Below are 24,399 nucleotides of genomic sequence, written 5' to 3' on the forward strand. Positions count from 1 at the left end.
GCGTGACGTCCGGCGTGTTCAGAAGCTGATCCCCAGCCGCGCGTTGAACGAACGGCCCTGTCCCTTGACGTTGTAGCCGTAGGCGGCCGAAGAGCCCATCATCGAGACCACCTTGTAGTCGACCAGATCGGCGCCGCCGAGCGGCAGGTAGTAGTTCTGGTTGAACAAATTGTCGATGCCGAGATCCAGCCGCACGTGCTGCCACTGATAGCCGGTGCGCAGATTGACCAGCGCGTAGGACGGTGTCGTCAGCTCGTTGTGGACCCGGCTGACCTGGTCCTTCGATCCGACCAGCTGCAGCTCGACGCTGTTGGTCCAGCTGCCGAGGCGATGGTCGAGCGCGAGCTTCGCGTTGACAGGCATCATGTGGTAGAGGTCCACGCCGTCGGTGCGCTGGCCGCGGACATAGCCGATCAGGCCGCGAAGCTGTCCCTGGCCGTGAACCGGATTGTCCCACACGGTCAGCCGCCCCTCGACATTGACGCCGTAGAGCGTCGCGTCGTGGTTGGCGAAGCGGAGGTAGACGAAGCCGGTGTTGGCGGTCAGGTTGGCGGGATTGCTCGCGAGGCAGCTTGCGGTCGCGCAGCGATCGACGTCGATATAGTCCTGCACGTAGCTGGCATAGGGCGTGACCTTGACGTCCCAGACCCGCTGCGCGGGATCGTGCCATCCGGCCGTGAGGCTGATCGTGTGAGCCTTCTCCGGTGCAAGATCGAGATTGCCGACATAGCCGTTGCCGTCGCCGAACCAGCCGATCATCTGCATCGCCATCGCATTGGTGGACCAGGCGTAGCGCTCATAGAGATTCGGCGAGCGGGTCTTGCGGGCAAAGCCGAATTCGTACTGGCTCATGTCGTTCGGCTCGTAACGGAGGAGGGCGGAGCCGTCGACATGAACGTCGGTGCGGGCGTGATCGACCGCGTTGAACGCGGCCGCGTCGGCGCCGTAGTCCATGGCGTTGTAGCCCTGCACATTGCCGGTGTTCATCCACACGACGTCGTTGCGCAGGCCGACGATCGAGGTCCACTGCCGGTCCCAGTGCCGTTCCCACTCGACGAAGGTGCCGACGCGGTCGCGCGTCCCGCCGTTGATGTTGATGAAACTGTTCGGGCTCATCATCATCGACCCCGCCACCGGGCTCCACCAATCGTCGAGCCGGTTCAGCGCCAATTCGTTGCCGATCCGCAGCAGGTCGTGGCCTGACAGCGCCACGGTCGCCTTCAGCGCGTAACCGCCGTCGAGGCCCTTGGTATCCATCGGCATGTCGGCCACCTTGTCGGGCGCGATGAAGCCCATGGTGTGCCGGATCTGGTGCACGAAGGCGCTGGCCTCGAACTTGCCCCAGTCGAACACGCCTTCGTAGCGGCCGTTCGCATAGAGGCCGCGGTTGTAGACCATGTCCATGTACTGGTTGACATAGCCCTGGTACGGAATGAACTGTCCGCCGACCTGGAACGTGAAGAGATTTCCGAACGTCTGCTTCGAGACGCTGATCGCATGGTTCTGCGTCTCGTAGAGCGTCGACTTGACGGTCGTCCCATCACCGGCCCTGTAATCGCCGGCACGGACCCAGCCGCCGGTGTAGGTGATGCTGGTGTCGTGGTTGGCCGTGGTCGCGGTGGCGTCGACACCATAGGCGTTGCCGTTGCTGCGGAAGAAGCTCGACAGTTGCGTGCTGGTCACCCATCCGGCCTGTGCCGGCACGAAGGCCGGCGGCGCGGTCGTGACGTCGATGCGGCTGCCGATATAGTCGCCGCCGACCGATACCGGCCCGACGCCGAGATAGGCCCGCATCTTCGCGATCATCGCCGGATTGACGAACGACAGTGGCGGATTCATTTCGTTCGGGCAGGCCGGGCTGATCAACATCGAATTGATCGCGACCTGCAGCCGGTCTGCGCCAAATCCGTTGATCGCGGGCAGGCTCGACACGCCGCCGGCTCCCCACGCCGCGCCGCCGGGCAGGTCGGTGACGAGCGAGGCGGAATCGCTCGACGACAGGCCGCGGTCGAAGCCTGCCGTTGGCGGCAGGGTGACCGACGCCGGCGGCGAGCTTGCGCTCTGGTCGGGTGCCGCAGTGCTTCCGCTTCGCGTCGCGGCGGGCGGGGCGGCCGTGACGACGGCACGCGGCTTTCGTTTGCGCTGTTGCGCAGGATTGACCGTCACCGGCGGCAGCCGCTCCGCCGATTGCGCGGAAGCCGTTGTGACGAAGGGCGGCAGCAGCGACGCCACGCCGAGCAAGGCAGGTGAGATGAGCGCCGTCGTCGCGGCCTGGATGGACTGGCGCAGGCTGGTTGATGTGTTGGACATGAGCGTTTCTTTGCGAGGCCAGCGATCACGCCGGCGCATGACGGGAAGCGGGGCGCGCGCTGGCGGCCCTGCCGATGATGTCGGAAATGAGCAATGATCGAACGCCCCCGCGCGCGCCCTAAGGCGGACGCGGGCAGGAACCGGACGGGCGAACGTCTGCGCCGTCCTGGCGCAATTTCAGATCAGGGCAGGAGGTCCACGCGACAGATGATCGAACGACCATGCGTAGGCGATGATGCGCTGCCGGAAGGAATAGACCGCACTCGCCGTCAGCGGAATGCGACCAGCCAATGTGGGGTGAGGCGGTGGCAGGGCACCGGAGATATGGTGCGCCGCGCAGAGCGGGCAATGCACGGCGGTCTTGCCGCTGGTCTTGTCCGCGTCGGTTCGTGCTGCATCCGTGTTGTCGCCGCTGATGCACAGCTCATGAGCCGCCGCGGCGGCCGTGGGAGATACGCTCGCAACGAGGATGCTGGACAGGATGACGTTGAAGACGAGAGCATAGGCTGCAACGAACGCAGCGCCCCAGCCGATCCGTCGCTTGAAAGCGAGCCGTGTCATTCACCTGTACCCCGATGGCACACCTACCACACGAGGAAAGCGAGTCAAATCCGGAGGAGACTGGCGCGGTCGATGGGTGTCTGGTGTTGCCGCGCGAACACGTCGGGTCGCGTGAGGCACTTGGCTTGGCTTCGCAGCCTCATCCCGGTGGCCTTCGCCTTCGGATCGCTGGCGATCGGAACGAAGGAGCTGCTGGTCCACGATTGACGGCACGCAGGGGGACTTTGACCTGGCGCAATGCCTTCAGAGACGAATTCGGATGAATTGCGTCCGCAATGTTCGATTTCGACCAGCCATTGTTCGTCGCGGGGCTTCTGCTCGGCCTTTCCTCCAGCCTGCATTGCTTCGGCATGTGTGCCGGCATTGCTTCCTCCTTGCACTTCGCCGCCGACTTCGGCTCGAACCGGCCGCGGCGGGGTCTGTTGACGGCGACGGTTCTGATCAACGCGGGACGCATCTCGGCCTACATGCTGGCAGGCGCCACGGTGGGCGCGATCGGATCGAGCGTGTTCGGATCGTTCGACCACGCATTCGCCCATGCGATCCTGCGTTGGGGCGCGGCCGCGGCTCTCGCCTGGATCGGACTTTCGATGCTCGAAGTGCTGTCGCTCCCGGCGTGGCTGTCGCGGCTGGCCGCGGCCGTCAGCGCCAGGATCGGCACGGCCGCGCGTGCGACGAATCTACCGCCGACGCTAGGGCTGTTCGTCAGCGGTGCGGTCTGGGGCTTTCTGCCCTGTTCCATGGTCTACGCGGCGTTGTTCTACGCCATGCTGTCCGGCTCGTCGCTCGGCGGCGCGTTGGCGATGAGCGGATTCGGTCTCGGCACCCTTCCGGTCCTGCTCGGTGCCGGGTTGGGACTTCCGTTGCTGCGGCGCCGTGCGACCGCGGGATGGCTGAGAAACACGGTCGCGCTCGCCATCATCGCAGTGGGGATCGTCAGCGCCGGCGTGTCGCCTTCGACCTTGGCCGTGTGGTGCCGAACCTGACCGGCTTGCCGACGTCTTCGATCGTCGGCCGCTGCAGTGTCGCCTGCAATGGCGGGGTGACTCGATCCGCCGCTATGGCTGCGGTGGATAGCGCTCGAACGTCGGCCGTTCGTGCGCGGCTTCGCCAGGGGGAACTGCGGCGTCAGTTTTCCACACCCACGACCGGAAGTATCGAATTGCAGATGCAGCCCACCAGCTATCGATAATTTGCCAACGCTGCTCGCCCTCGCTTTGATGGCGGCATGAGCACCAAATCACGCGAGGTCATCTGGAGCGGCCGAATTCTCGGTGCGGAAATTTCGGCCAAGCATGCGCGCGAGGAGGCGAAGAAGGCGGTCCGCGAGGCCGACCGCGCCGAAGCCGAAGCCTGGTCGGTCCGCATGGAAGGTTACGGCGGCCCCTCGCAGCCGTCGCCGACGATCGCCCAATGCCTCAACGGCGGCATGGGCTGGCTCGAGGTCGAGTGCAACAGGTGCAAGACGCGCGCGAGCCTGCCGCTCGATGCGATCCGCCGGCCGCGTGATACGCCGATCTGGAAGCTGGAGGCCTCGCTGAAGTGCCGGTCGTGCCGAAAGGGACGGTCCGCGCCGCCCGTCCACATGATCAAGCTGACGGCGACGCGCAGCATCACGCCCTACAAATGGGTGCATCCGACCGAGGAGCGTTAGGGCGGCGCGGCGATGACGAGGGCGCGCGTGCCATCGCATCAGTTTGAACCATTCGCCGCGTGCTGCCGACCAAGAGCGGTGCTCGCGATCGGGTCGAGATCATGTTCGACGTTCTGGTGAATCTCCTGGCCGGTCTGTCCTTCGGCTTTCCCGCCGTGCCATGGCTCTTTGGCGCGCGATGGGGCGCGAGAGGTGTTTGGCTCGGTACCGGATTTTCCGTCGTCATCCTGCTCTGTCTCTTTCCCATCCTGTTTGGGTTCGGGTGCGGTGACTGTGGGCAGGGTGCGATCGCCATCTTCGTGCTGGTGCCGATCTGGATCGCTGCGGCATTGCTGACGGTCGCTTCGGCGGCGTTCGCTCACTTCAAGTTCGCGCGCTGACGTCCGCGAGAGGTCGGGCGACGATGCCGCGCATGAGACGCAGCGGCATCCGATCTTTCCCCGAGATTTCCTTCAATTGGATTCAAGTCGACCAAGCGCATTCAATCGTCCTTAACTCGTGCGCGCGTACATCCGGGTTGTTACAACCGATAGAAACACGTCGTAAGAACAACCTTCGCGAAAGCGGCTATGCGGGTGGATTGCAATGGCGGAAGCGGATGACCGGCGCGAGAGCTGGCGGCTTCATCAAGCCAGCTGGATCCCGCTGGCGGCCATGGGCGCGCTGTTCGCGGGAACTCTCGCAATATCACGCTTCTCGGTGGCCATCGAAGTCGAGCTCGTGACGAGCTTGGTCGTGACGGCCTGTCTCGTCATCTCCAGCCGCTACCTGATCTCGCGGGCATGGGGAGCGCGTTCGGCCTTCATCCTCATCTCCATCGCGCAGCTGACGGTCGTCGGACTGTTCGGGGCTCCGCTGACCTACATCGCAGCATCGGCCAGTCTTCCCCTGCAGGACGCAAACCTCGCCTATCTCGATAATCTCCTCGGGCTCGACTGGCCCGCCTATTACAATTTCTTTGTCGCCCGGCCGTGGCTTCTGCAATACGCCGTCTTCTTCTACGCGATGATTCTGTCGCCGACGCTCACCGTTCCCATCGTTCTCGGATTGACCGGCAATTACATGCGGCTGCAGCGCTTCGTCCTGGCCTGCACCCTGACCGTGTGCGTCACCGCGCTCGTGTCGGCACTGGTGCCTGCCATCGGCACGTATCAGCAATACGGGTTGCCGGCCGATACCCAAGACTTCAAGGCGATGGGCTATCTCATCCAGCTCGAACGCCTGCCGCTCGCCCGCGACGGCTCGCTTCGCATTCTCCAGATCTCCCAGATTTCCGGAATCGTCACGTTCCCCAGCTTCCACGCCGCCGCGGCCATCCTCGCGCTGTGGGGATTTTGGGCCGTCTGGTGGCTGCGCCCGGCAGCCTTGATCCTCAACGGCGGCATGCTCATCGCAACCCCCTTGATCGGCGGACACTACTTCGTCGACGTATTTGCAGGCGTCGCTCTGGCCGCGCTTAGCATCTACGCCACGGAATGGCGCGCCCTCGGTAAATTCTCGGTCCGAGGTGACGATGTCTCGTCGGGCCGGGCTTATCCCGTGCCCGCGAAATCCGAAGTCGTTTGAAGTTGCCCGGCCGCGCGCATTCGACGAGCCGACCTCCGCGCTCGCCCCCGGGATGGTCAAGGAGGTGCTCGACATCATGGTCGACCTCGCGCGGGACGGAGCGGGCGCGGGATTTCCTGGCCGAGATCATTCATTAATTGAGAACGACGATCTTCGGCACCATGCCAGCATGCCGCTGTTTTGCCCGGACGGGTCAAAGCGGTGTCGTCGCGGCGACAGCTTCCTGGCGCTCTCGAAGAGGCAATGATTTCAACACCCCCGCTACTGTGCATGGGGTTGTTTTTCAGTTTTTGTATTGAGCTCGCCTAAATATCCGCTCAGCGCCGGCCGCGCGGCGCTTCGGCCTTGGCGGGCGGCTCGGTCTGCGGGCCGCAGCTCGCGGCGGCCAGCGTCGCCTGCGCCTGCGGCATCAGGCCGGGCTCGGGGGCGAGCGCCTTCATCACGATCAGGCCGGTGGTGCTGGGCGAGTCGATGATCAGGCGGTCGGCCGCGGTGACCTCTTCGTCCTCGGGCAGCTCGTTGTGCTGCGCCTCCGTCATCAAATCGAGCTCGATCACCTTGCGGCCTGCGGAGCGGTCGTTGATGGCGTAATAGGCGATCTCGTTGCGGGTATAGAACGACACCGAGGTGTAGGCCTGGCTCACCGGGACCGTGAGCTTGATCGGTCCGCCCGTGAGGTCATAGCGGCAGATCGCCAGCGCAAAGGCCGGATCCATGAACGGCATCGGCGACGTCTGGGGATCGGCGAGGGGAAGCTGGGTGACGCCGTTCACCTTCGTCATCGGCGTCAGGCGCGAATAGGCGTCCTGCGTCGCGATCCGCGGCAGTGCCAGCACGCTGACCAGATGGACGACGAGGCCCAGCACGATCCCGGCAACGATGGTGAACGCCAGGCGGATCATGAGCAGCCCACCGTCGAGATGGAGGGCATCGGCGCATCGCGCTGGGTGCGCGTGGCGACGCCGACCGGGGTGTCGTAGAGGCGCAGCATCAAGGTGTAGCGCTCGATGCCGCCGGTCGGCAGCCAGTTGCCGGCACGCGAGCGCGAGGCGATGCGGATCTCGAACGAGCCGTCGGACTGGCGCACGATCTCCTGGCTGGTGAAGCCGTAGCGCTGCAGCGAATTGGCGACGAGATGGCCCTTGCGGTCGTACAGCGTCAGCGTCCAGAACCGCGCCGGCGGCGTCACGCCGGAGACGATCACGTCGCAGCGGCCGTCGAGCGGCTTCTTCTTGTCGTCGGCGCGCGCGGTGAAGGCGACGCCGTCGCCGGTGCCGATCGGCAGCTCGCCGTTGCGCACGATGGTGGCGCGCGAATAGGGGTCGACGTCGGCGGTGCCGGTGCGGGGACGGGCGGTCCAGGCGCCGATGGTCAGCGCGCCGATCTCGGTGCCGCGCGTCGTCGTCATCCAGGTCGCGCCGACGCCCACGACCGTCGCAAGCAGGAGCGCCGTCAATGTGATCAGGATCAGCCGCACGGGTTTCGATCAGTTCTTGCGCGGGGCGGCTGCGTTCGCATTCTCTTCCGCATAGTTCTGCGGGAAGGCGAGCGCGCTCGTCGACGAGGGCTTGGCCGGCTTGCCGTCGTTGTCAGCCGATTTGTTCGCGGTCTTGGCGGCGTCGTCGAGCAGCTTCTCGACGCGCACCAGGATGTCGGCGCCGCGCTTGGTCAGGACCGGCGGCGGACCCGGCTTGGTCTCCAGCACCTTCGGCGCCGCGTTGGCCTGCGCGTTGGTCACGTGCTGCGGCGGCAGCTTCTGGCCCATGCCGACGCCGGGAATTTCCCGGACCTCGACGCCCTGATGCGCCGCGACCATGATGTCGTGCCAGGTCTGCGCCGGCAGCGAGCCGCCGGTCATGCGGTTGGTCGGCGAATAGTCGTCGTTGCCGTACCACACCGCGCAGCTGAAATTGCCGGTGTAGCCGACGAACCAGGCGTCGCGATACGCATTGGTCGTGCCGGTCTTGCCCGCGGTCGGGATGCCGTCGAGGGCGGCGCGGCGCGCGGTGCCTTCGCTGACGACGTGGCTCATCATGCCTGCCATGTCGGCGGCGATGTTGGGCGGGATGGCCTGCTTCGGCTTCGGACCGTCGCGGTCCCAGCGCCAGACGAGATCGCCCGCGCCGGTACGCACCTCGAGCACGGAGTGCGGCGTCACGGACTTGCCGCGGTTGGGGAAGGTCACGTAGGCCACGGCGTGCTCGAGCACGGTGACCTCGTCCGAGCCGATCGGCATCGACGGCGTGTCGGGCAGCGGCGCCTTCAGGCCGAAGCGGCGCGCGACCTCGACGATCTTGGCGCGGCCCACCTTGGCCGGGTTCGAGGCCTTGGGCTCGTTCTTCTGGCCGATCGCGATTGACAGCTTCACCGGCACCACGTTGATCGAGCGCGTGATCGCCTGCGTCAGCGTCACCGAACCGGAATAGGAATGGCCATAGTTCTGCGGACACCAATTGCCGATGCAGACCGGGCCATCGACCACGATCGAGTTCGGGGTGAAGCCGTTCAGCAGCGCCGTGGTGTAGACGTACGGCTTGAACGACGAACCCGGCTGGCGATAGGCGTCGGTGGCGCGGTTGAACTGGCTGGCGCCATAGTCGCGGCCGCCGACCATGGCGCGGATGCCGCCGTCGAGATCGGACACCACGGTCGCCGCCTGCGTCGCGTGATAATCGCGGCCGAACTGGCGCAGCTGGTTCTCCACCGCGTCTTCCGCCGCCTTCTGCACGTTGGTGTCGATGGCAAGCCGCACCACGAAGACGCGCTCGGTGTACGACTTCGGGAAAGTGTCGACCAGCTTGCGCATCTCGTCGAAGGCGTAGTCGAGATAATAGTTCGGCGAAGCCTCGTCGCGGCGGTCGACCGCGAAGGCCGGATTGCGGCGGGCACCGAACACCTGGCCCTCGGTCATGAAACCGGCATCGACGAGATTGTCGAGCACGACGTTGGCGCGGGCGCGGGCGGCGGGCAGGTTGATGTGGGGGGCGTATTTGGTCGGCGCCTTGAACAGGCCGGCGAGCATCGCCGCTTCCGCCAGCGTCACGTCGCGCGCCGACTTGTTGAAGTAGAAATGCGCAGCTCCATCCACGCCAAAGGTGCCGCCGCCCATGTAAGCGCGGTCCAGATACAGCTTGAGGATCTCGTTCTTGGTCAGGCGCCATTCCAGCCAGACCGCGAGGAAGGCCTCGTTGACCTTGCGCTCGATGGTGCGCTCGTTGCTCAGGAACAGGTTCTTGGCGAGCTGCTGGGTGATCGAGGAGCCGCCCTGGCGGACGCCGCCGGCCTGCGCGTTGGTGACGAGCGCGCGCGCGGTGCCGGCGATGTCGATGCCGAAATGCTCGTAGAAGCGGCGGTCTTCGGTCGCCAGCGTCGCCTTGATCAGCACGTCAGGAAAATCTTCCAGCGGGATCGAGTCGTTGTGCTTGATGCCGCGGCTGCCGATCGGATTGCCGTAGCGGTCGAGGAAGGTCACCGCGAGGTCGGACTTCTTCAGCCAGTCCTCGTCCGCGGTCTCGCGGAAGGCGGGGATGGCGAGCGTGAGCATCACGATGAGGCCGCCGAGGCCGAGGGTTGCGGCTTCCGACAGCGGCTCGATGAACACCCAGCGCTTCCAGCGTCCGACATAGAACCGGTCCATGAAGGTCGAGTAGCGCTCGTAGAGCTCGCGGATGCCCTTGGCCGAGGAGAACAGCGAGGAGTCGATGCGCGCGTCGAGGTCCAGAAAGAAATTCCGGATGCGGCTCTTCCAGTTGGATGGTGTATTCTGGACCACCTAGAACCCTTGAGGCTCGCTTCGACAGCGTTCAAGCACCCGGCCGGGGCGGCACCGAAACGTCTTGCGGGAATGTTGCGGCAAACCCAAGGCGCCCGGTTCGCATCCGAGGGGGGACTTCATGTTCCTTCTAGCCGAGCGGGGTCCATAAACCAATGGTCACGCTCGCGATTTTGAACAACAGGCCTAATTGACCCCGGTTCATTACGGGCCTCGAAAGGCGCCTGCTTGCGGCATCCCGGTGCTACGGCCTAGATGGCGTCGCCGTCACTCTTTTGAACCTTGTTGAGGCGCATGACCGCAGCTCCCAAACGACCTTCCCCGCAGGAAGAATTCTTCTGGAAAACCAAGACGTTGGAAGAGATGTCGGCGGCCGAATGGGAAAGCCTGTGCGACGGCTGCGGGCGCTGCTGCCTGAACAAGCTCGAGGACGAGGATACAGGGAAGATCTATTTCACCCATATCGGCTGCAAATTGCTCGATGGGACGAGCTGCGCCTGCAAGGACTATCCGAATCGGTCCGACAAGGTTCCGGATTGCGTCCGCCTGACGCCGGCCAATGTCCGCACCCTGAACTGGCTGCCGCCGAGCTGCGGCTACAAGCTCGTTGCCGAGGGGCGCGACCTCTATTGGTGGCATCCCCTGGTCTCCGGCGATCCCAACACCGTGCATGACGCCGGCGTCTCCGTGCGCGGCCGGGTCGAGGGCAGCGAGGAGGAGATTCCGGACGAGGAGCTCGAGAACCACATCGTGCAATGGCCGGCGCAGCTGCCGAAACGGGCCCGCCTGAAGCGACGTCCGAAGGACTGAGCCGCCGCCGTCAGGTCCTGGCGACGATCACGGGTTCGGGATGACCCGGGGGCGGGATGCACCCATGCGCCGCGGTGCCTGCCTGGGAAGATCTTTGCTGTCTACATTGGACTGCATAGAACGAATCCTACGCGGCGTTGCGCCGCCACACGGCATCCGAGCGAGATGAACAAGTTCGACCGGCGGAGCAGTTCTGCCGACATCCAGACTTTGCCCGACGACCTTGCCGAGGAGCTGTCCCGGCTGCCGAGCGAGGTCATCAGCGTCGATGACGCCCCGTCCATCACGCCGCCGGCGCCGCTGTCACAGGACGAGGTCCGCACCATCGTCATCAGCCTGATGCTGACGATGTTCCTGGCGGCGCTCGACCAGACCATCGTGGCGACCGCGCTGCCGACCATCGGGCGCCAGTTCCAGGACGTCTCCAATCTCTCCTGGGTCATCACCGCCTATCTGCTCGCCTCGACCGCGGTCGCGCCGGTGTTCGGCACCTTGAGCGACATCTATGGTCGCCGCGCCATGATCATCATCTCGCTCAGCCTGTTCGTCGCGGGCTCGGTGCTGTGCGCGATCGCGCCGAACATGCCGATGCTGATCCTGGCGCGCGGCCTGCAGGGGCTCGGCGGCGGCGGCATCATGCCGGTCGTGCAGACCGTGATCTCCGACGTCGTCTCTCCGCGCGAGCGCGGCCAGTACCAGGCCTATTTCTCCAGCGTCTGGATGGTCGGCGGTATCCTCGGCCCCGTCATCGGCGGCGTGTTCGCCGAGCATCTGCACTGGTCGATGATCTTCTGGATCAATCTGCCGCTCGCGGCTGCGGCCATCGTGATGCTGCTGCCGAAGATGAAGAAGATCCCGGTGTTCCACCGCAAGCGCAAGGTCGACTGGCTCGGCGGCGTATTGCTGATGGCCTCCGCCGTCGTCTTCATGCTGGTGCTGACCTGGGGCGGCACGCGCTATCCCTGGCTGTCGCCGACCGTGCTGGCGATGGTGGGTGGTGCCGTCGCGCTCGCGGTCAGCTTCGTGTGGCACGCGCGGCGGGCCGACGAGCCGTTCCTGCCGCTGCCCTTGCTGACGGGATCGGTGGCGCCGTTCGCGCTGACCGCCGGCGGCTGCGGGCTCGGGGCGATCACCGGCCTCACCGTGCAGCTGCCGCTCTATTACGAGTCGGTCTACCATTTGAGCGCAAGCGAGGCCGGGCTTGCGCTGATCCCGCTCGCCGCGGTCTCGACCGTTGGCGCGGCCGTCGCCGGCCGCACCATGGCCCGGGCAAAACACTACAAGCGCGTCGCCATCATCGGCACGTCCTGGGCCGCGCTGTGCGGCCTCGGCCTCACGCTCACCACCTTGCCGCTGTGGGGATTGCTCACACTGATGGCGGCGTTCGCGCTCGGGCTCGGCACCACGTTCCCGGTCTGCGTGGTCTCGCTGCAGAACTCGGTCGCGCGCCCGCAAGTCGGCACCATCACCGGCGCGATGAACTTCTTCCGCTCGCTGATGTCCTCGTTCACGGTCGCCGCCTTCGCCGCGATCCTGCTCATCGCGCTCGGCATCGACGTTCCGCTCGCCGGCGAGCACCACGCCGCCGGTAGCGTCGCCATTCCCGCCGAGGACATGCGGCACGCCTTCCGCTACGTGTTCGGCGCCGCCACCGCGCTGATGACCACCGCCGCGCTGTGCCTGATCGCGATGGAGGAGCGGCCGCTGGCCGGCCCCTCGGCGAAGCAGCCCGTCGAGATGGCGGAGTAGGGCGCTAGCCCGCAGCATCCGGGAAGCTGCTCCTCCGCGGAAGCAGAATGGTGAATTCGGTGAACTCGCCAGGCGTGGTCGCGACGTCGATCGTGCCGCCATGCTGCTTCACCACGATGTCGTGACTCATCGACAGTCCGAGCCCGGTGCCTTCGCCGGCCGGCTTGGTGGTGAAGAACGGATTGAACATCTTCTCCTTCACCTCGTCCGGGATGCCCGTGCCGTTGTCGCGGATGCGGATTTCGACGTGATCGCCGCGGTCGCGGGTCGCGGCGGTCACGACCGGCTCGTAACCGGCCGCCGCGTTGTCCGCCTTGCGCCTGGTGACGGCGTAGAAGCCGTTTCCGATCAGGTTCAGCAGCACCCGCGTGATCTCCTGCGGAAACACATCGGCCGAGCCTGCCGCGGGATCGAAGTCGCGTTCGAGCGTCACGTCGAACTGCGGCGTCTCGGCCCGCGCCCCGTGATAGGCGAGGTTGAGGCTTTCCTCGACCACCGCGTTGACGTCGCTCAGCCGATGCTCGCCGCCGCCCTCGCGCGAATGCAGCAGCATGTTCTTGACGATGGAATCGGCGCGCCGTCCGTGCTGCACGACCTTTTCGAGATTGTCCTTCAGGAGCCCCGTGAGCTCGTCGACCTCGCTGCGGATATCGTCAGCAAGGGCGGCGGGTGCGAGCACCTCGTTCAGCTCGTCGGTCAATTCGGCCGAGAGCGAGGCAAAATTGTTGACGAAGTTGAGCGGGTTCTTGATCTCGTGCGCGATGCCGGCGGTGAGCTGGCCGAGGGAAGCGAGCTTTTCGGTCTGGACCAGCCGGTCCTGCGCTGCGCGCAGATCGTCGAGCGATTTCGCAAGCTCGCGCGTGCGATCCTGCACCTCGTTGAACAGGCGCGTGTTCTCGATCGCGATCACGGCCTGGTCGGCGAAGGTCTTGAGCAGGTTGATCGCCTTGTCCGGGAATTGGCCGGCCTCTCGTCGCGTCACCGCGATGGTGCCGATCGCGATGCCGTCGCGCAGCATCGGCACCACCAGGATGCTGCGATAGCCCCGGGTGCGCGCCAGCTCCTTCATGGCCTCGGTCAGATCAGGCTCGTTCTGCATGTCGCTGCGGAAGGCATATTCTCCGCTTAGAGCGACCCGGCTGTGAATCCCCGGCGACGCCAGCGGTGCGGGGAACGAACTGAGCAGATCGGCATTGCCGGCTTCGTTGTCGGTGGTGAAGGCGGCCAGGTGCAGCATGCCGTCCTTGAGGCGGGTGACGGTGGACGAATGTCCGCCGATCAGCGTCTTGGCGCTGTCGGAAATGGCCTGGAACACCGGCGTGACGTCGGCGGGCGAGGCGGCGATCACCTTGAGGATGTCGGCGGTCGCGGTCTGGCGCTCCAGCGCCTCCCGCGTCGCGTTGAACAGGCTGACATTCTTGATCGCGATCACCGCCTGGTCGGCGAAGGTCTGCAGCAGCCGCACGTGATGGTCGGCGAACGCACCGGTCGCGCGGCGCGTCGCGATGATGAGGCCGATCGCCTCGCCCTCGCTCATCAGGGGCGCGAACAGCATGCTGCGATAGCCGCGGGCGCGCGCGATGTCGCGCGCGGCCGGCTCCAGCTCGGTGTCGGGCAATTGCGCCGCGGCCCCCTTGGCCACGAGCGGATAGGGCGGGAAGCGCGCGAAGGGGACCGGGAACGAGGCCTGCAGCACCCGATCGCCGGCCGGATCGGTCGGCGTGAAGGCGGCAAGGTGGGCCGCGCCGTCGACATAGCGCAGCACCGCCGTGGAGAAGCCGCCGATCAGCCGGTTGGCGTTGGCGGCGATGGCGTCGAACACCGGCTGCACGTCGGAGGGCGAGGCCGCCATCACCTTGAGGATGTCGGCGGTTGCGGTCTGGCGTTCCAGCGTCTCTTTCGTCTCGTTGAACAGGCGTGCATTCTCGATCGCGATCACGGCCTGGTCGGCAAAGGTCTGCAGCAGCTCGACGAGATCGGCCGCGAACGCGCCCGGCTCGGCGCGCGTGACGCTGATCATGCCGACCGGCGTGCCGCGGTTCATCAGCGGCATGAACAGCACGCTGCGGAAGCCGCGCAGCCGCGCCAGCTCGCGGTTCAGCTGCGGGACGTCAGCGGCCTCGCTGTCGGGAAACTGGATCGTCTCGCCGCCGCGCACCAGGGCAAAGGTCGGAAACTCCGAGATCTTGCGCGGGAACGAGGCCTTGAGCCCTTCGTCAGCCTCGGGGCTGGTCGGCGTGTAGGCGACGAGATGCAGCTCATCGCCGATGAACCGGAGCACGGTGGCGGAGAAGCCGCCGAGCAGGCGCCTGGAACTTGACGCAATTGCCTCGAATACCGGCCGGGCATCGGAGGGCGAGGCCGCGATGGTACGCAGGATCTCGGCGCTGGCGCTTTGGCGGTCCCGCGCAATCGCGAGCTCGCTGCGCAGCCGCGCATTCTCGGCTGCGAGCTCATCGGCGATAGTCTTCGGAGGGGTGGTCATTCGCAATCCGGCTCGATGCCACGACAGACGCAGCACCAGGCCGGATTATCACATCCCCTGCGGCCGGAGCCAGCGCCCGACTTGCCTCATGTGCCCGGCCGCGACACTTCCGTCTCCTTGCTGGTGATGAACTCCAGCAGCACCGGGATGCCTTCCCTTGTCTTCTGGATGCCGCGCCTGATCGCGGGGATGATGTCTTCGGGTCTCTCCACCCGTTCGCCATAGCCGCCGAAGGCGCGCGCCATGGCGGCGTAGTCGCCGGAAATATCGGTGGAACGATATTTCTCCGTCGAGATCGGCATCACCTTCAATTCGATCGCCATCGAGAAATTGTTCAGCAGGATCGACATGATCGGGATGCGCTCGCGCACCGCGGTCTCGAAATCCATGCCGGTGAAGCCGATCGCCGCATCGCCCCAGACATTGATGCAGAGCTTGTCGGGCTTTGCGAGCTTGGCGCCCATCGCGAGCCCAAGGCCGTAGCCGAGTTGCGTGGTCTTGCCCCAGCCGAGATAGGTGAGGGGTTGTGTCGACCTCCAGAACGGCGAAAGCTGGTCGCGCGGACTGCCGGCATCATGCGTGATGATGGTGTTGTCGATGTCGACGGTGTGCTGCAGGTCCCACAGCACGCGATAGGGGCTGAGCGGCGCGTCGTTGCTGGTGAGCTTCGGCATCCATTTCGCCAGCCATTCCTTGTGCGAGGCGGCGATCTCGGCAGCGACCGCCGAGGCATCGCGATCCGCAGTGACGGTCTTGCCGATCTCCTCCAGCAGCGCATCGAGCACCAGGCCGGCATCGCCGACGAGGCCGATCTTGGCTTCTACGTCCTTGTTGAGATGATTGGGATCGAGCGTGGAATGGATGATGGTCTTGCCCTTCGGCATCGCGATGCCGAAGTTCGTTTCCGTGAACGAGCAGCCGATGCCGAAGATGACGTCGGCATCAGTAAGGAATTTCGGCACCGCGCGCGGCACCGCAAGGCCGCCGGAGCCGAGCGAGAGCGGATGGGTTTCCGGGAACGCGGATTTTCCGCCGAGGCTGGTGGTGACGGGAATCGCCAGCCGCTCCGCGAGCCGCTTCAACTGCGGCCAGGCCTGCGCGTAATGCACGCCCTGGCCGGCATAGATCACCGCACGCTTGGAGTTGACGAGCAGGCTGGCTGCTTCCTTCACGTGAACAGGGTCGGCGCCATAACGCGTGCGCAGCACCGGCGTGTAGTTCAGCGGCTCCGGCACCTCCTCGTTCCACATGTCGGAGGGAATTTCGACGATCACAGGCCCGCCGCGGCCGTTCTTCAGTTTTGTGAAGGCGCGGCGGAAGATGTTGGCGACTTCAGCCGCGAGGATGATCGGCTCGGAGGATTTCGCGAACGGCTTCATCGCCTCGCTGGAATTGAAGTTCGGCTCGATATGCGCCAGCCGGCGCTGGTAGCCCATCGGCAGCACCAGGACGGGAACGGATTCGCCGAAGCATTGCGCGACGCCGCCCATCGCGTTCTCCGCGCCGGGCCCATGCTGCATGCAGAACGCGCCGATCGAGCGTCCCGACGTCACCCGAGAGATCGCATCCGCCATGTGGATGCCGACGCGCTCCTGCCGCACCATCACCGGGCGGATCTCGGCCTTGGCCGCGTGCTCGATCAGATGGTTGACGGGATAGCCGCAAAGGATCTCGATCCCCTCGCGTCGCATGATTTCCGCAATGGCGGTGCCGAGCTTCATGGCGTCTCTCTCCCCTCTGAGGCTTGGCCGGTTGATCCGGCCGGTTGGGGGAGAGAGGATCAGGAATCCCGGGAAGCGTAAAGCGCGCGCGATGAGCGCGGCGGTAGGCCTGCTATGCACCGCGAGCGTGCACCGGCGCCGCCGAGCGGAAATGGCCGCAGTCGCCCTGCGCCGGCCGCATGCGCTGCAACAGGCGCGATGCGGCAACCAGATCCGGCGTCTCGAAGCCCTCGGCGAACTCGTCGTAAATCGGAGCGAGCAGCCGAACGGCCCTGGGCCTGCGGTCGGTCGCCATCCAGTGTGCGGCGAGGTCGGTGGAGATGCGCAAGGCGAAGGTCATCGCGCCGATGGTGCGGGCTTCGGCGAGCGCCTGCTGCAACCGCTTTTCGGCCCGCAGCGGCTCGCCGGCGTGAAGAAGGACCGCTGCGTCGATCCGCTGTAGTTCCGGGCGGCACCAGCGCTCGCCCTGGCGTTCCTGATGGTCGATCGCCCGCGCGATGGCTTCGCGCGCCTCCGCGATCCGCCCCTGCCGCAGATAGGCGCGGGCCAGGACCGCGAGATAGCTGCCGATCCGCATCAGGAAGCGGCATTCGATCAGTTCGTCGATCGCGGCGCGAATATCCTCCACCGCGCGCGGATCGCCGCGCAGGTCGCGAAGGCAGGCGGAGAAGTAGCGCTCGACCGGAACCCAGCGCGAGATGCGTTCACGTTCCAGGTTGCGTCGCAGCCGTTCGGTGAAGTTCTCGAGCGCGTCAAGATTTCCGGTTTCGAGCGCGACGGGAAGTGCGGCAAGCCCGAGTGCGTTCGATTGCGACACCCAATGGCCGCTGCGGTCCGCGGCATCGACGGCGTCGCGGGCCAGCCTCGCCGCGTAGTCGGGCTGCCCTTGCATCCACGCCACGAAGGGCAGGTTGAAGCGGACGGTGATGAACCGGTAGACCTCATTCGCATCCTTGCGCGAACGGCCTGCCGCCAGCGAATAGGTTGCCGCGAGACGATCCAGCACCGGGCGGCTCTTGCTCAACTCACCTGCGAAGGCGTGGGCCCAGGCCAGCGCACGATCGGCTTCGGACGTTGCCGTCAGGTCGGGGTCCCGGTCAGCCAGCGCGGTGGCCTCCTCGAGATGGGTTATGGCGCGCGGGACCTGACCGATCTGCAGCAGGTAAAAGGCAAAGCCCACCAGCGTGCGCTGCCGGTACTCGACGTTGCCGGCGCGCCTTGCAAAGCCGATCGCATCGAGCCAAGCAATCTCGTTCTCATTCGACATCTTGCGGGCGTAGAACAGGCTCCATCCAAGGGCACAGGCAAGCTTTGCCTTCGACAGATCGTCGCACGCGACGGTCTTGGCCAAGGCGAGCGCGTCCTCCAACCGCGCTTGCGCTTCCGACAGGATGAAGGTTTCCGACCACAAGGTGATCGCTGCAACCGTCAGCCTGATTCCGAGGACGGGATCGCCTGCCTCGCCGACGGCCCATGAAAGAGCTGCGCGTAAATCCGCGATGCGTCCAAGGTAGCGCTGTGTCCAGTCGGCCGGCTCGCGCCAGTTCCACTCCTCCTCGGACTGTTCGAACAGCGCAAGCACACGCTCCGCATGGCGGCGCAGCGCCTGGCTGCAGGCCGGATCGGCCTGGCGGCGCTCGGCCGCATAGCGGCGTGTACTGTCGAGCAGCCGGTAGCGAAGGTGCGCTCCGCGGGCCTGCGCGCTCAGGAGCGATTTGGCGACGAGACTGCCGAGGCCGGTGACGACGTCGATCGGCGTGAGCCCTGCCGCTTCCGCGACGAAGACCGCATCCTCGGCGGCAAAGGCGTCGCTGAACACCGACAGCAGGCCGAACAGCCTGGCCTCCTTCTGCGACAGGAGCCGGAAGCTCCAGTCGATCGTCGCCATCAGGGTCTCATGGCGCGGCGGCGTGCCCTCGGCGCTCGGGGCGCGAAAGCCCAGCTCCTGATCGAGCATCGCGACCAGTTCGCGAGGATTGAATCTGCCGATCTGGGCTGCCGCCAGTTCAATGGCCAGCGGAAGGCCGCCGAGCGCGTGGCAGATCGCGGCGACGGCCTCGCAATCATCGTCGACGAACCGGTAGTCCGACCATTCGGCGGCGCGGCGTACGAACAGCTGCACTGCCGGAAACCTGACGGCCTGATCGACGGTGAGGGCGAGGCCGGGCTTGGGTGAGGGCAGCGAGCCAAGCCGCACGACATGCTCGGTGGCGGTGCCGAGCGGTTCCCGGCTCGTCGCCAGCAGCCTGGACGGCGATGTGTCACTCAGGAACCTGCCGGCGAAGATCGTGGCGGCGGGCAGCACATGCTCGCAATTGTCGAGAATGAGCAGCATCTGCCGCGGCCTCAGATAATCGAGGGCCACCGCAAGACCATTGTCCGTATTGCCTCTGATGCCCAGTGCCGTCACCAGCGCCGCGCCGAACAACGTCGGATCGGAAATCGTGGCGAGATCGACGAAGCAGACGCCGTCGCGGCACCGTGGCGCAAACGCCCGGGCGACCGCAACGGCAACCGTCGTCTTGCCGATTCCTCCTGTGCCGGCCAGGGTCACGTGCCTGTTGTCGGCCAACAGATCGGCGATTTCGACGATTTCCGCTTGACGGCCGACGATGCCGCGCAACGAGGGCGGCCTGGACAAGGGAGCCGGTCCGGCGTGCGGGAGATCGTCCTCGATCTCGCCGATGCTGGTCTGCACCTCTGCGATGAACTTGTAGCCGCGGCGCGCCACGGTCGCGATGTAGACGGGCTCGATCTGGGTATCGCCCAGCGAACGCCGCAAGCTCCACATGTTGACCTTGAGATTGCTGTCGTGAAGGAAGGTGCCCGGCCAGGCCGCCGCCATCAGCTCAGTCTTGCTGACCAGTTCGCCGCGGCGCTGCACCAGCAGCTGCAGGAGCTCGAATGCGCGCCCGCCCAATTTGACGGGGCGCCCGTCGAAAAGGAGCAGTTGGCGGCGGGGAACCAATCGAAATGGCCCGAAGCAGTATGTGAGTTCCTGTCGGCGTGTGCCCCGTTGCCGTGTCTCGGTGCCAGCCTGCATTGCTCATTGCCAATCGATCGAACAGATCGTCCGCAAATTATCATGCGCTGTAAACCTGTTGAAGTGAGCGGTTCTGAATTCGCACGATTGCTGCCCGCACTTGCCGGCAGAATGGCTGCGACAAGATCGCTCGTGGGGCTGGCTATTTCTTGGGCACGCCAAGAACCGTCATGCGCATCACTTCGACACCGCCATCGGCAAGTTCCGGAAGCTTGGCGAACCAGTCCTTCACATAAGGCATGGCGTTATGCGCGTCGAAATCAGCCTGGCTGGCGAAGACCTCGTAGAAGATGAAATGACCGGGCTTGGCGCGGTCTTCCTGGAGAAAATAGACCAGGTTCTTGGGATCGCCGCGAACGAGGTCGATCAGGGGAAGCGTGGCCGCACGCAATGCGTCTTCCTTCCCGGCCTTGGCGCGCACCTGGGCCACCACCGAATAGGCGCCTTCGGGAATCTCCTGATAGCGCACGCGCGGGGCTTCCTGGGCGACGACCGCTGCCGCCGTCATGGCCGTCGAGGCGGCGAACAGCAGGACGCCAAGCGAGTTGCGGAGCAGAGTTTTCATGACGAAGTCCTTCACATCGAGATCGTGAGCGCTTCGCCGGGCAACCGGCGCCCGCCGGCCGCCCGGCATTTGAGGGATCAGCGCACGATTGTCTGCTGTCGCTTTGCGAGGGCCTCGCTGAAGCGCTGCTTGACGGGGCCGAGCGCCTTGACGAATTCGAGCTGCTCGCCTTCCGGCCCCTTGCAATAGATCAGCTCCCAGCCGTTGGAAGGTTCCGCGGTCACCCGGTTGGTGTTGGCGTTGCGGGGCGCGGCCTTGCGCTCCGCCTCCGTCATGACGCGGATGATGCGGTTCGCTCTCACCTGCGTCATGCCGCGGCGTGCGGATTCGGCTTCGAGGTCGGCAATGAACTTGTTGAAGTCGACGTCGTCGCGAACGTAGAAGCAGATGTGCATCATGCGCGGAAAGGCCGGGCTCATGTGCTCCACCGGCTCGGCAAAGCTCTTTGCACTGCCCATCGGCTGATCGGATTCACGATATTGCAGCAGTTCGAGCACCATGTTGTCGAACTGGATGAAGCGGACATCGAGCCTCTGCGCTCCGCTTCTGAGGTCGGGAACGCCGATCGTCCGCGGATTGACCCCGCGTGCATTCGCCTCGATTTCCTGGTCGGCCAGCAGCGTGTTTTGCACCTCGTCGCCCTGGAAGTCGCCGTGACGGAACACCTCGGCGCCGCCGAGCACTTCCGTATAGAACTGATAGGCCCGCTCCATGTTCTGGACTGTCAGCCCGAAATGCTGGACGCCCTGGAGCCGTGCGCCGAGCGGCGCCTCGTTGCGGTCGGCCGGCGACATGCCGTTGGCGCCCTGCGTCGCGGCCTGCGCGTCTTCTGCCGTGCCGACGACGAGGCCCGTGACGACCGCCGCGCCGGCGGTCTGGAGCAGGGTGCGGCGGCCCATATCGGTGGCGTTGTCGGCTTCATCTGTCATGTCGCTCTCCTTGTTGGTTCGGTGGATCTTGCGTGCGTTGTCCTGCCGGCGGGAGCGGTGCCCGACCGGGATCAATCTGCTGCGCTCGCGACACCTCAGGCGGCGGGAAGCGGTGCTGCGGCGTTGACGAGCCCCTCCGAACGGAGCTCACGCCAGAAATCGGCGGGAATGGCTTCCTCGAGCGCTGCGCGATCCTCGGCGATGCGGCCCGGGCGGCTCGCACCGGGAATGACGGCCGCGACCACGGGGCTGGCGAGCGCGAACTGCAGGCCTGCCGCCTTCATGCTGATGCCGTAGCCGTCCGCGATGGCCTTGATCCGTGCCACCTTGCTGAGGATCTCCGCAGGCGCCGGGGCATATTCGAAGTTCGGGCCGCCGACCAGCGCGCCCGAACTGTAGGGGCCGCCGACGACGATCGCGAGCTCGTGCTCGGCCACCATCGGCATCACTCGCTGAAGCGCCCTTGCGTGGTCGAGCAGCGTGTAGCGGCCCGCGAGCAGGAAGCCGTCGGGGCGCGGCTCTTCGAGCGCGAGCAGCAGCTCGATCGGTTCGACACGGTTGACCCCGAGTCCCCATGCCTTGATCACGCCCTCGTCGCGCAGCCGGTCGAGCGCCCTGAACGCGCCCTTGCGCGCGCTTTCGAACACCGACAGCCACTCGTCGCCGTAAAAATCCTGCGCGACGTCATGCACGAAGGCGATGTCGATGTGGGAGGTGCCGAGCCGCTTCAGGCTGTCCTCGATCGAACGCAGCGTGGCATCGGCGGAGTAATCGTTCACGATCCTGTTCGGACGGCCGTATTTGAAGACGCCGCCCTTCTCGCCGAGGTCGCGTGCGCCGACATCCTCGATCTCGTCCAGGATCAGGCGGCCGACCTTGGTGCTGACCACGTAGTCGTTGCGCGGCCGGCCGGCGAGTGCCGCGCCCAAGCGGATCTCGGCGAGGCCCGCGCCGTAGAACGGCGCGGTGTCGAAGTAGCGGATGCCGTCGTCCCAGGCCGCATTCACGGTCGCGAGCGCTTCCTGCTCCGGGATGTCGCGGAACATGTTGCCGAGCGGCGCGGCGCCGAAGCCAAGCTTGCCCGGCAGAATAGTCTTGAGGGCCATGTTGCGAATCCTTGCGTGTGACGGCCGTGGGACCGATCTCAGTCGGTTGCGGAGGTGTCTGCGCTTCTGATGAAGGCAGCGACCTCGCGCGGATGCGCCAGCATCACCGCGTGGCTGCTCTTGATTTCCGTCACCTTCGCGCCAGATCGCTTGGCCATGGAGCGCAGTAAGCTCGGAGGGATAATGTGATCCTCCATCGTCACCATGTAATGGGTCGGCTTCGTCTTCCAGGCCACGCGCTCGACCTTGGTCTGCACCGCCTGCAATCCAAACGGCAATTGCGCCGAAGCCATGAAGCGGGCCGTTGCGGCATCGACGCCGGCGGCGAACGCGGTCGGGAATTTATCGTGGTCGACGAAGAGATAATTGCCCTCCTTGACCAGCGGACCCGCGTGCTCGCCGGCCGGCACGGGTATTTCCGACAGCGTGCTGACCGACTCCCCGGCCTCGGGCGCATATGCGGCGAGATAGACGAGGCTGCGAACCTTCGGGTTGTCGCCGGCTTCGGTGATGACCATTCCACCATAGGAGTGCCCGACGAGAATCACCGGATGCCGCGCCTTGGCGATCACACGCTCGGTCTCCGCGACGTCGTCACGCAGCGAGATCGTCGGCTGCTGGACGACGAGCACCTCATAGCCGGCCTTCGACAGAATGTCGTAGGTGTCCTTCCAGCCCGATCCGTCGACGAAGGCGCCGTGGACAAGGACAATGGAGACGGTCTTCTCGGCTGCGACCGCGGGGGCGGCCGTCGCGATCGACATTGCGGCAAGCATAGTGATGAGCGTCTTCATAACAGGCTCCGATCTTCGATACGGCGACATTGCCGTTGACGAGCCTTTCACTAGCGCAGGCGCACACTGCGGTATTTCCGATTCATGCGCGATGACGGACGCATCTTGCTCATCCGCGGCGGGATCGGCTCTTCAACGCAATCGAGCGCGTTGTCCAAGCCTTTGCGTTGTCTGCCTTTTACCTCTTTTAACCGCGCCGGGTCTGGACTTCACAATCGCCGCTTGTGAGAAAGTTCGCATCGGCGTGGCAGCGGCCGGGGCTGCAACTCACCACCGGATGGAATGATCGCGCGTTCGCGATACGGGGCCGGGATTCGCCGCAACGAAGCGGAGGTCGTGATGGCGCTCGTGACGCATGGAGATCAGAAGTACAAGAACAGCGAGAAGCTCGCTGCGACCAGCGACTGGCCGGGGCTGAGCATCGAGCATCGCAAATTCGAGGCCGGGCGGCAGGCGACGCCCGTTCCGATCTGTACGGAAATCGTCGTGGTGCTGTCGGGCGGCGGCATGGTGTGCCGGATCGGCAACGGCGAAGTGCAGAAGAGCTTCGCCCGGCCGGGCATGAGCTACCTCGTCCCCGTGGGGACGCAAGAGAGCCATCTCGAGTTGTCGGACCGGATGGAATGCCTTCATCTCTATCTTCCGCCTGCGCTGCTGAACCAGAGCGCGCTTGCGGACTTCGACATCGATCCGGCAAAGGTGGAGATCGCCTACGCCCATGGTCTGTCGGACCAGGTGCTCTTCCACATCTGCTCGCCGCTTCGCGACCTGCTGCATCGTCCGCGCCAGCCGACCGACGCGCTGTTCGTGGAGGGAATCCAGGTCGCGCTCGCCGCGCATCTTCTGGGGAATTACACGATCGACCGCTGGCGCGCGCCCGATAAAGCGCCGTCGCTCGATCCGAGGCGCCTGCAGCGCGTGCTGGACTATATCGAGACTTCTCTTGCCAGCGATATCAGGCTCGAGGATCTCGCAGCCCAGGCTTGCCTCAGCCCCTATCATTTCTCCCGGCTGTTTCGCGAAGCGACCGGATTGTCACCGCACCGTTACGTGACCGATCGCCGTGTCCAGGCGGCGCGGCAGGAACTCGCGCGCGACCGCTTGTCCTTGGTCGAGATCGCGCTGGCGTTCGGTTTCGGCTCGCAGGCCAATTTCACCCGCGTGTTCCGCAAGGCCGCAAGTCTCACGCCGGGGCAGTATCGCGAATTGTGCTGCGGGGAGGCCGAGCTGCAGAGCGATCGTTCCGATGCGGCATTCCGCAGGGATTGCGCATGATTCCGCAGGAATCGGGAATACGGCTCGGCCTCGATCAGGCAGTGCTGATGTGCCGACCA

The 24,399-nt window shown here is 65.5% G+C and carries 19 protein-coding genes and 1 pseudogene; 8 read left to right on the plus strand and 12 right to left on the minus strand.

The genetic code is table 11. From position 1 onward, the window contains the following. Positions 1-18: 18 nt before the first annotated feature. On the minus strand, positions 19-2,310 hold the full coding sequence (locus UNPF46_RS21700) for a TonB-dependent receptor (protein WP_142251365.1): 2,292 nt from the start codon (positions 2,308-2,310) through the stop codon (positions 19-21). A gap of 177 nt (positions 2,311-2,487) precedes the next feature. Continuing rightward, positions 2,488-2,871 carry a DUF2946 family protein gene (locus UNPF46_RS21705; protein ID WP_142251366.1) on the minus strand — a complete coding sequence of 128 codons (384 nt, stop codon included), beginning with the start codon at positions 2,869-2,871 and terminating at the stop codon, positions 2,488-2,490. A 275-nt stretch (positions 2,872-3,146) separates the two neighbouring features. Between UNPF46_RS21705 and UNPF46_RS21710 the strand changes: the two genes are divergently transcribed. From UNPF46_RS21710 to glnQ, 5 genes and pseudogenes are all read left to right on the plus strand, one after another. After that, positions 3,147-3,857 (plus strand): sulfite exporter TauE/SafE family protein, encoded by a 711-nt coding sequence (locus UNPF46_RS21710; protein ID WP_142251367.1) that lies wholly within the window; start codon positions 3,147-3,149, stop codon positions 3,855-3,857. Between the two features lie 242 nt (positions 3,858-4,099). After that, positions 4,100-4,525 (plus strand): hypothetical protein, encoded by a 426-nt coding sequence (locus tag UNPF46_RS21715; RefSeq protein ID WP_100177667.1) that lies wholly within the window; start codon positions 4,100-4,102, stop codon positions 4,523-4,525. Positions 4,526-4,626: 101 nt separating this feature from the next. Then, on the plus strand, positions 4,627-4,905 hold the full coding sequence (locus tag UNPF46_RS21720; RefSeq protein WP_181770044.1) for a hypothetical protein: 279 nt from the start codon (positions 4,627-4,629) through the stop codon (positions 4,903-4,905). Positions 4,906-5,179: 274 nt separating this feature from the next. Next, entirely contained in the window at positions 5,180-6,091 is a 912-nt protein-coding gene (locus UNPF46_RS21725; RefSeq protein ID WP_181770045.1) for a phosphatase PAP2 family protein, read from the plus strand. Between the two features lie 19 nt (positions 6,092-6,110). After that, positions 6,111-6,191 (plus strand): annotated as a pseudogene (gene glnQ, locus UNPF46_RS21730) (glutamine ABC transporter ATP-binding protein GlnQ); the annotation flags it as partial. A 217-nt stretch (positions 6,192-6,408) separates the two neighbouring features. Here the strand turns inward: glnQ and UNPF46_RS21735 are convergent. The 3 genes from UNPF46_RS21735 to UNPF46_RS21745 are packed head-to-tail and all read right to left on the minus strand — an operon-like array spanning position 6,409 to position 9,863. Continuing rightward, positions 6,409-6,993, minus strand: coding sequence for a DUF1254 domain-containing protein (locus UNPF46_RS21735; RefSeq protein ID WP_142251370.1), 585 nt, complete (start codon positions 6,991-6,993; stop codon positions 6,409-6,411). After that, positions 6,990-7,568 (minus strand): DUF1214 domain-containing protein, encoded by a 579-nt coding sequence (locus UNPF46_RS21740; RefSeq protein ID WP_100177663.1) that lies wholly within the window; start codon positions 7,566-7,568, stop codon positions 6,990-6,992. The genes UNPF46_RS21735 and UNPF46_RS21740 overlap by 4 nt, the downstream gene beginning before the upstream one ends. Positions 7,569-7,577: 9 nt before the next feature. After that, on the minus strand, positions 7,578-9,863 hold the full coding sequence (locus tag UNPF46_RS21745; protein ID WP_100177662.1) for a transglycosylase domain-containing protein: 2,286 nt from the start codon (positions 9,861-9,863) through the stop codon (positions 7,578-7,580). A 294-nt stretch (positions 9,864-10,157) separates the two neighbouring features. On the opposite strand from UNPF46_RS21745, the gene UNPF46_RS21750 reads away from it, so the two are divergent. Both UNPF46_RS21750 and UNPF46_RS21755 read left to right on the plus strand, forming a co-directional pair. After that, a complete protein-coding gene (locus UNPF46_RS21750; protein ID WP_142251371.1) occupies positions 10,158-10,673 on the plus strand; it encodes a YcgN family cysteine cluster protein in 516 nt (171 codons plus the stop codon). A 165-nt stretch (positions 10,674-10,838) separates the two neighbouring features. After that, positions 10,839-12,422 (plus strand): MDR family MFS transporter, encoded by a 1,584-nt coding sequence (locus tag UNPF46_RS21755; RefSeq protein ID WP_142251372.1) that lies wholly within the window; start codon positions 10,839-10,841, stop codon positions 12,420-12,422. Between the two features lie 4 nt (positions 12,423-12,426). On the opposite strand, the gene UNPF46_RS21760 is transcribed toward UNPF46_RS21755, so the two are convergent. The 7 genes from UNPF46_RS21760 to UNPF46_RS21790 form a co-directional block, all read right to left on the minus strand. Further along, positions 12,427-14,907 carry a GAF domain-containing sensor histidine kinase gene (locus UNPF46_RS21760; RefSeq protein ID WP_181770046.1) on the minus strand — a complete coding sequence of 827 codons (2,481 nt, stop codon included), beginning with the start codon at positions 14,905-14,907 and terminating at the stop codon, positions 12,427-12,429. A gap of 86 nt (positions 14,908-14,993) precedes the next feature. After that, the gene (locus UNPF46_RS21765; protein WP_283811679.1) at positions 14,994-16,664 is read right to left on the minus strand and encodes a thiamine pyrophosphate-requiring protein; all 1,671 of its coding nucleotides are present in this window, start codon (positions 16,662-16,664) and stop codon (positions 14,994-14,996) included. 76 nt (positions 16,665-16,740) lie between these two features. Continuing rightward, on the minus strand, positions 16,741-19,671 hold the full coding sequence (locus UNPF46_RS21770; RefSeq protein WP_142251375.1) for an ATP-binding protein: 2,931 nt from the start codon (positions 19,669-19,671) through the stop codon (positions 16,741-16,743). A gap of 142 nt (positions 19,672-19,813) precedes the next feature. Next, positions 19,814-20,236, minus strand: coding sequence for a putative quinol monooxygenase (locus UNPF46_RS21775; protein WP_246668711.1), 423 nt, complete (start codon positions 20,234-20,236; stop codon positions 19,814-19,816). A gap of 77 nt (positions 20,237-20,313) precedes the next feature. Further along, a complete protein-coding gene (locus UNPF46_RS21780; RefSeq protein WP_142251377.1) occupies positions 20,314-21,165 on the minus strand; it encodes a VOC family protein in 852 nt (283 codons plus the stop codon). Between the two features lie 95 nt (positions 21,166-21,260). Beyond that, complete coding sequence (locus UNPF46_RS21785) at positions 21,261-22,271, minus strand: aldo/keto reductase (protein ID WP_142251378.1); 1,011 nt, start codon at positions 22,269-22,271, stop codon at positions 21,261-21,263. A 38-nt stretch (positions 22,272-22,309) separates the two neighbouring features. Beyond that, complete coding sequence (locus UNPF46_RS21790; RefSeq protein WP_181770047.1) at positions 22,310-23,065, minus strand: alpha/beta fold hydrolase; 756 nt, start codon at positions 23,063-23,065, stop codon at positions 22,310-22,312. Between the two features lie 339 nt (positions 23,066-23,404). On the opposite strand from UNPF46_RS21790, the gene UNPF46_RS21795 reads away from it, so the two are divergent. Then, a complete protein-coding gene (locus UNPF46_RS21795; RefSeq protein ID WP_100181209.1) occupies positions 23,405-24,340 on the plus strand; it encodes a helix-turn-helix domain-containing protein in 936 nt (311 codons plus the stop codon). Positions 24,341-24,399 lie beyond the last annotated feature (59 nt).

It is taken from the genome of Bradyrhizobium sp. UNPF46 (assembly GCF_006658625.1).
GTDB lineage: Bacteria > Pseudomonadota > Alphaproteobacteria > Rhizobiales > Xanthobacteraceae > Bradyrhizobium > Bradyrhizobium nitroreducens.

Bases quoted from the DNA above. Each gene is read 5' to 3' on its own strand.
- UNPF46_RS21775 (WP_246668711.1), bottom strand. From the start codon at position 20,236: ATGAAAACTCTGCTCCGCAACTCGCTTGGCGTCCTGCTGTTCGCCGCC.
- UNPF46_RS21785 (WP_142251378.1), bottom strand. From the start codon at position 22,271: ATGGCCCTCAAGACTATTCTGCCGGGCAAGCTTGGCTTCGGCGCCGCG.
- UNPF46_RS21700 (WP_142251365.1), bottom strand. From the start codon at position 2,310: ATGTCCAACACATCAACCAGCCTGCGCCAGTCCATCCAGGCCGCGACG.
- UNPF46_RS21735 (WP_142251370.1), bottom strand. From the start codon at position 6,993: ATGATCCGCCTGGCGTTCACCATCGTTGCCGGGATCGTGCTGGGCCTC.
- UNPF46_RS21715 (WP_100177667.1), top strand. From the start codon at position 4,100: ATGAGCACCAAATCACGCGAGGTCATCTGGAGCGGCCGAATTCTCGGT.
- UNPF46_RS21795 (WP_100181209.1), top strand. From the start codon at position 23,405: ATGGCGCTCGTGACGCATGGAGATCAGAAGTACAAGAACAGCGAGAAG.
- UNPF46_RS21725 (WP_181770045.1), top strand. From the start codon at position 5,180: ATGGGCGCGCTGTTCGCGGGAACTCTCGCAATATCACGCTTCTCGGTG.
- UNPF46_RS21780 (WP_142251377.1), bottom strand. From the start codon at position 21,165: ATGACAGATGAAGCCGACAACGCCACCGATATGGGCCGCCGCACCCTG.
- UNPF46_RS21760 (WP_181770046.1), bottom strand. From the start codon at position 14,907: ATGACCACCCCTCCGAAGACTATCGCCGATGAGCTCGCAGCCGAGAAT.
- UNPF46_RS21705 (WP_142251366.1), bottom strand. From the start codon at position 2,871: ATGACACGGCTCGCTTTCAAGCGACGGATCGGCTGGGGCGCTGCGTTC.
- UNPF46_RS21720 (WP_181770044.1), top strand. From the start codon at position 4,627: ATGTTCGACGTTCTGGTGAATCTCCTGGCCGGTCTGTCCTTCGGCTTT.
- UNPF46_RS21750 (WP_142251371.1), top strand. From the start codon at position 10,158: ATGACCGCAGCTCCCAAACGACCTTCCCCGCAGGAAGAATTCTTCTGG.
- UNPF46_RS21790 (WP_181770047.1), bottom strand. From the start codon at position 23,065: ATGAAGACGCTCATCACTATGCTTGCCGCAATGTCGATCGCGACGGCC.
- UNPF46_RS21770 (WP_142251375.1), bottom strand. From the start codon at position 19,671: ATGCAGGCTGGCACCGAGACACGGCAACGGGGCACACGCCGACAGGAA.
- UNPF46_RS21710 (WP_142251367.1), top strand. From the start codon at position 3,147: ATGTTCGATTTCGACCAGCCATTGTTCGTCGCGGGGCTTCTGCTCGGC.
- UNPF46_RS21755 (WP_142251372.1), top strand. From the start codon at position 10,839: ATGAACAAGTTCGACCGGCGGAGCAGTTCTGCCGACATCCAGACTTTG.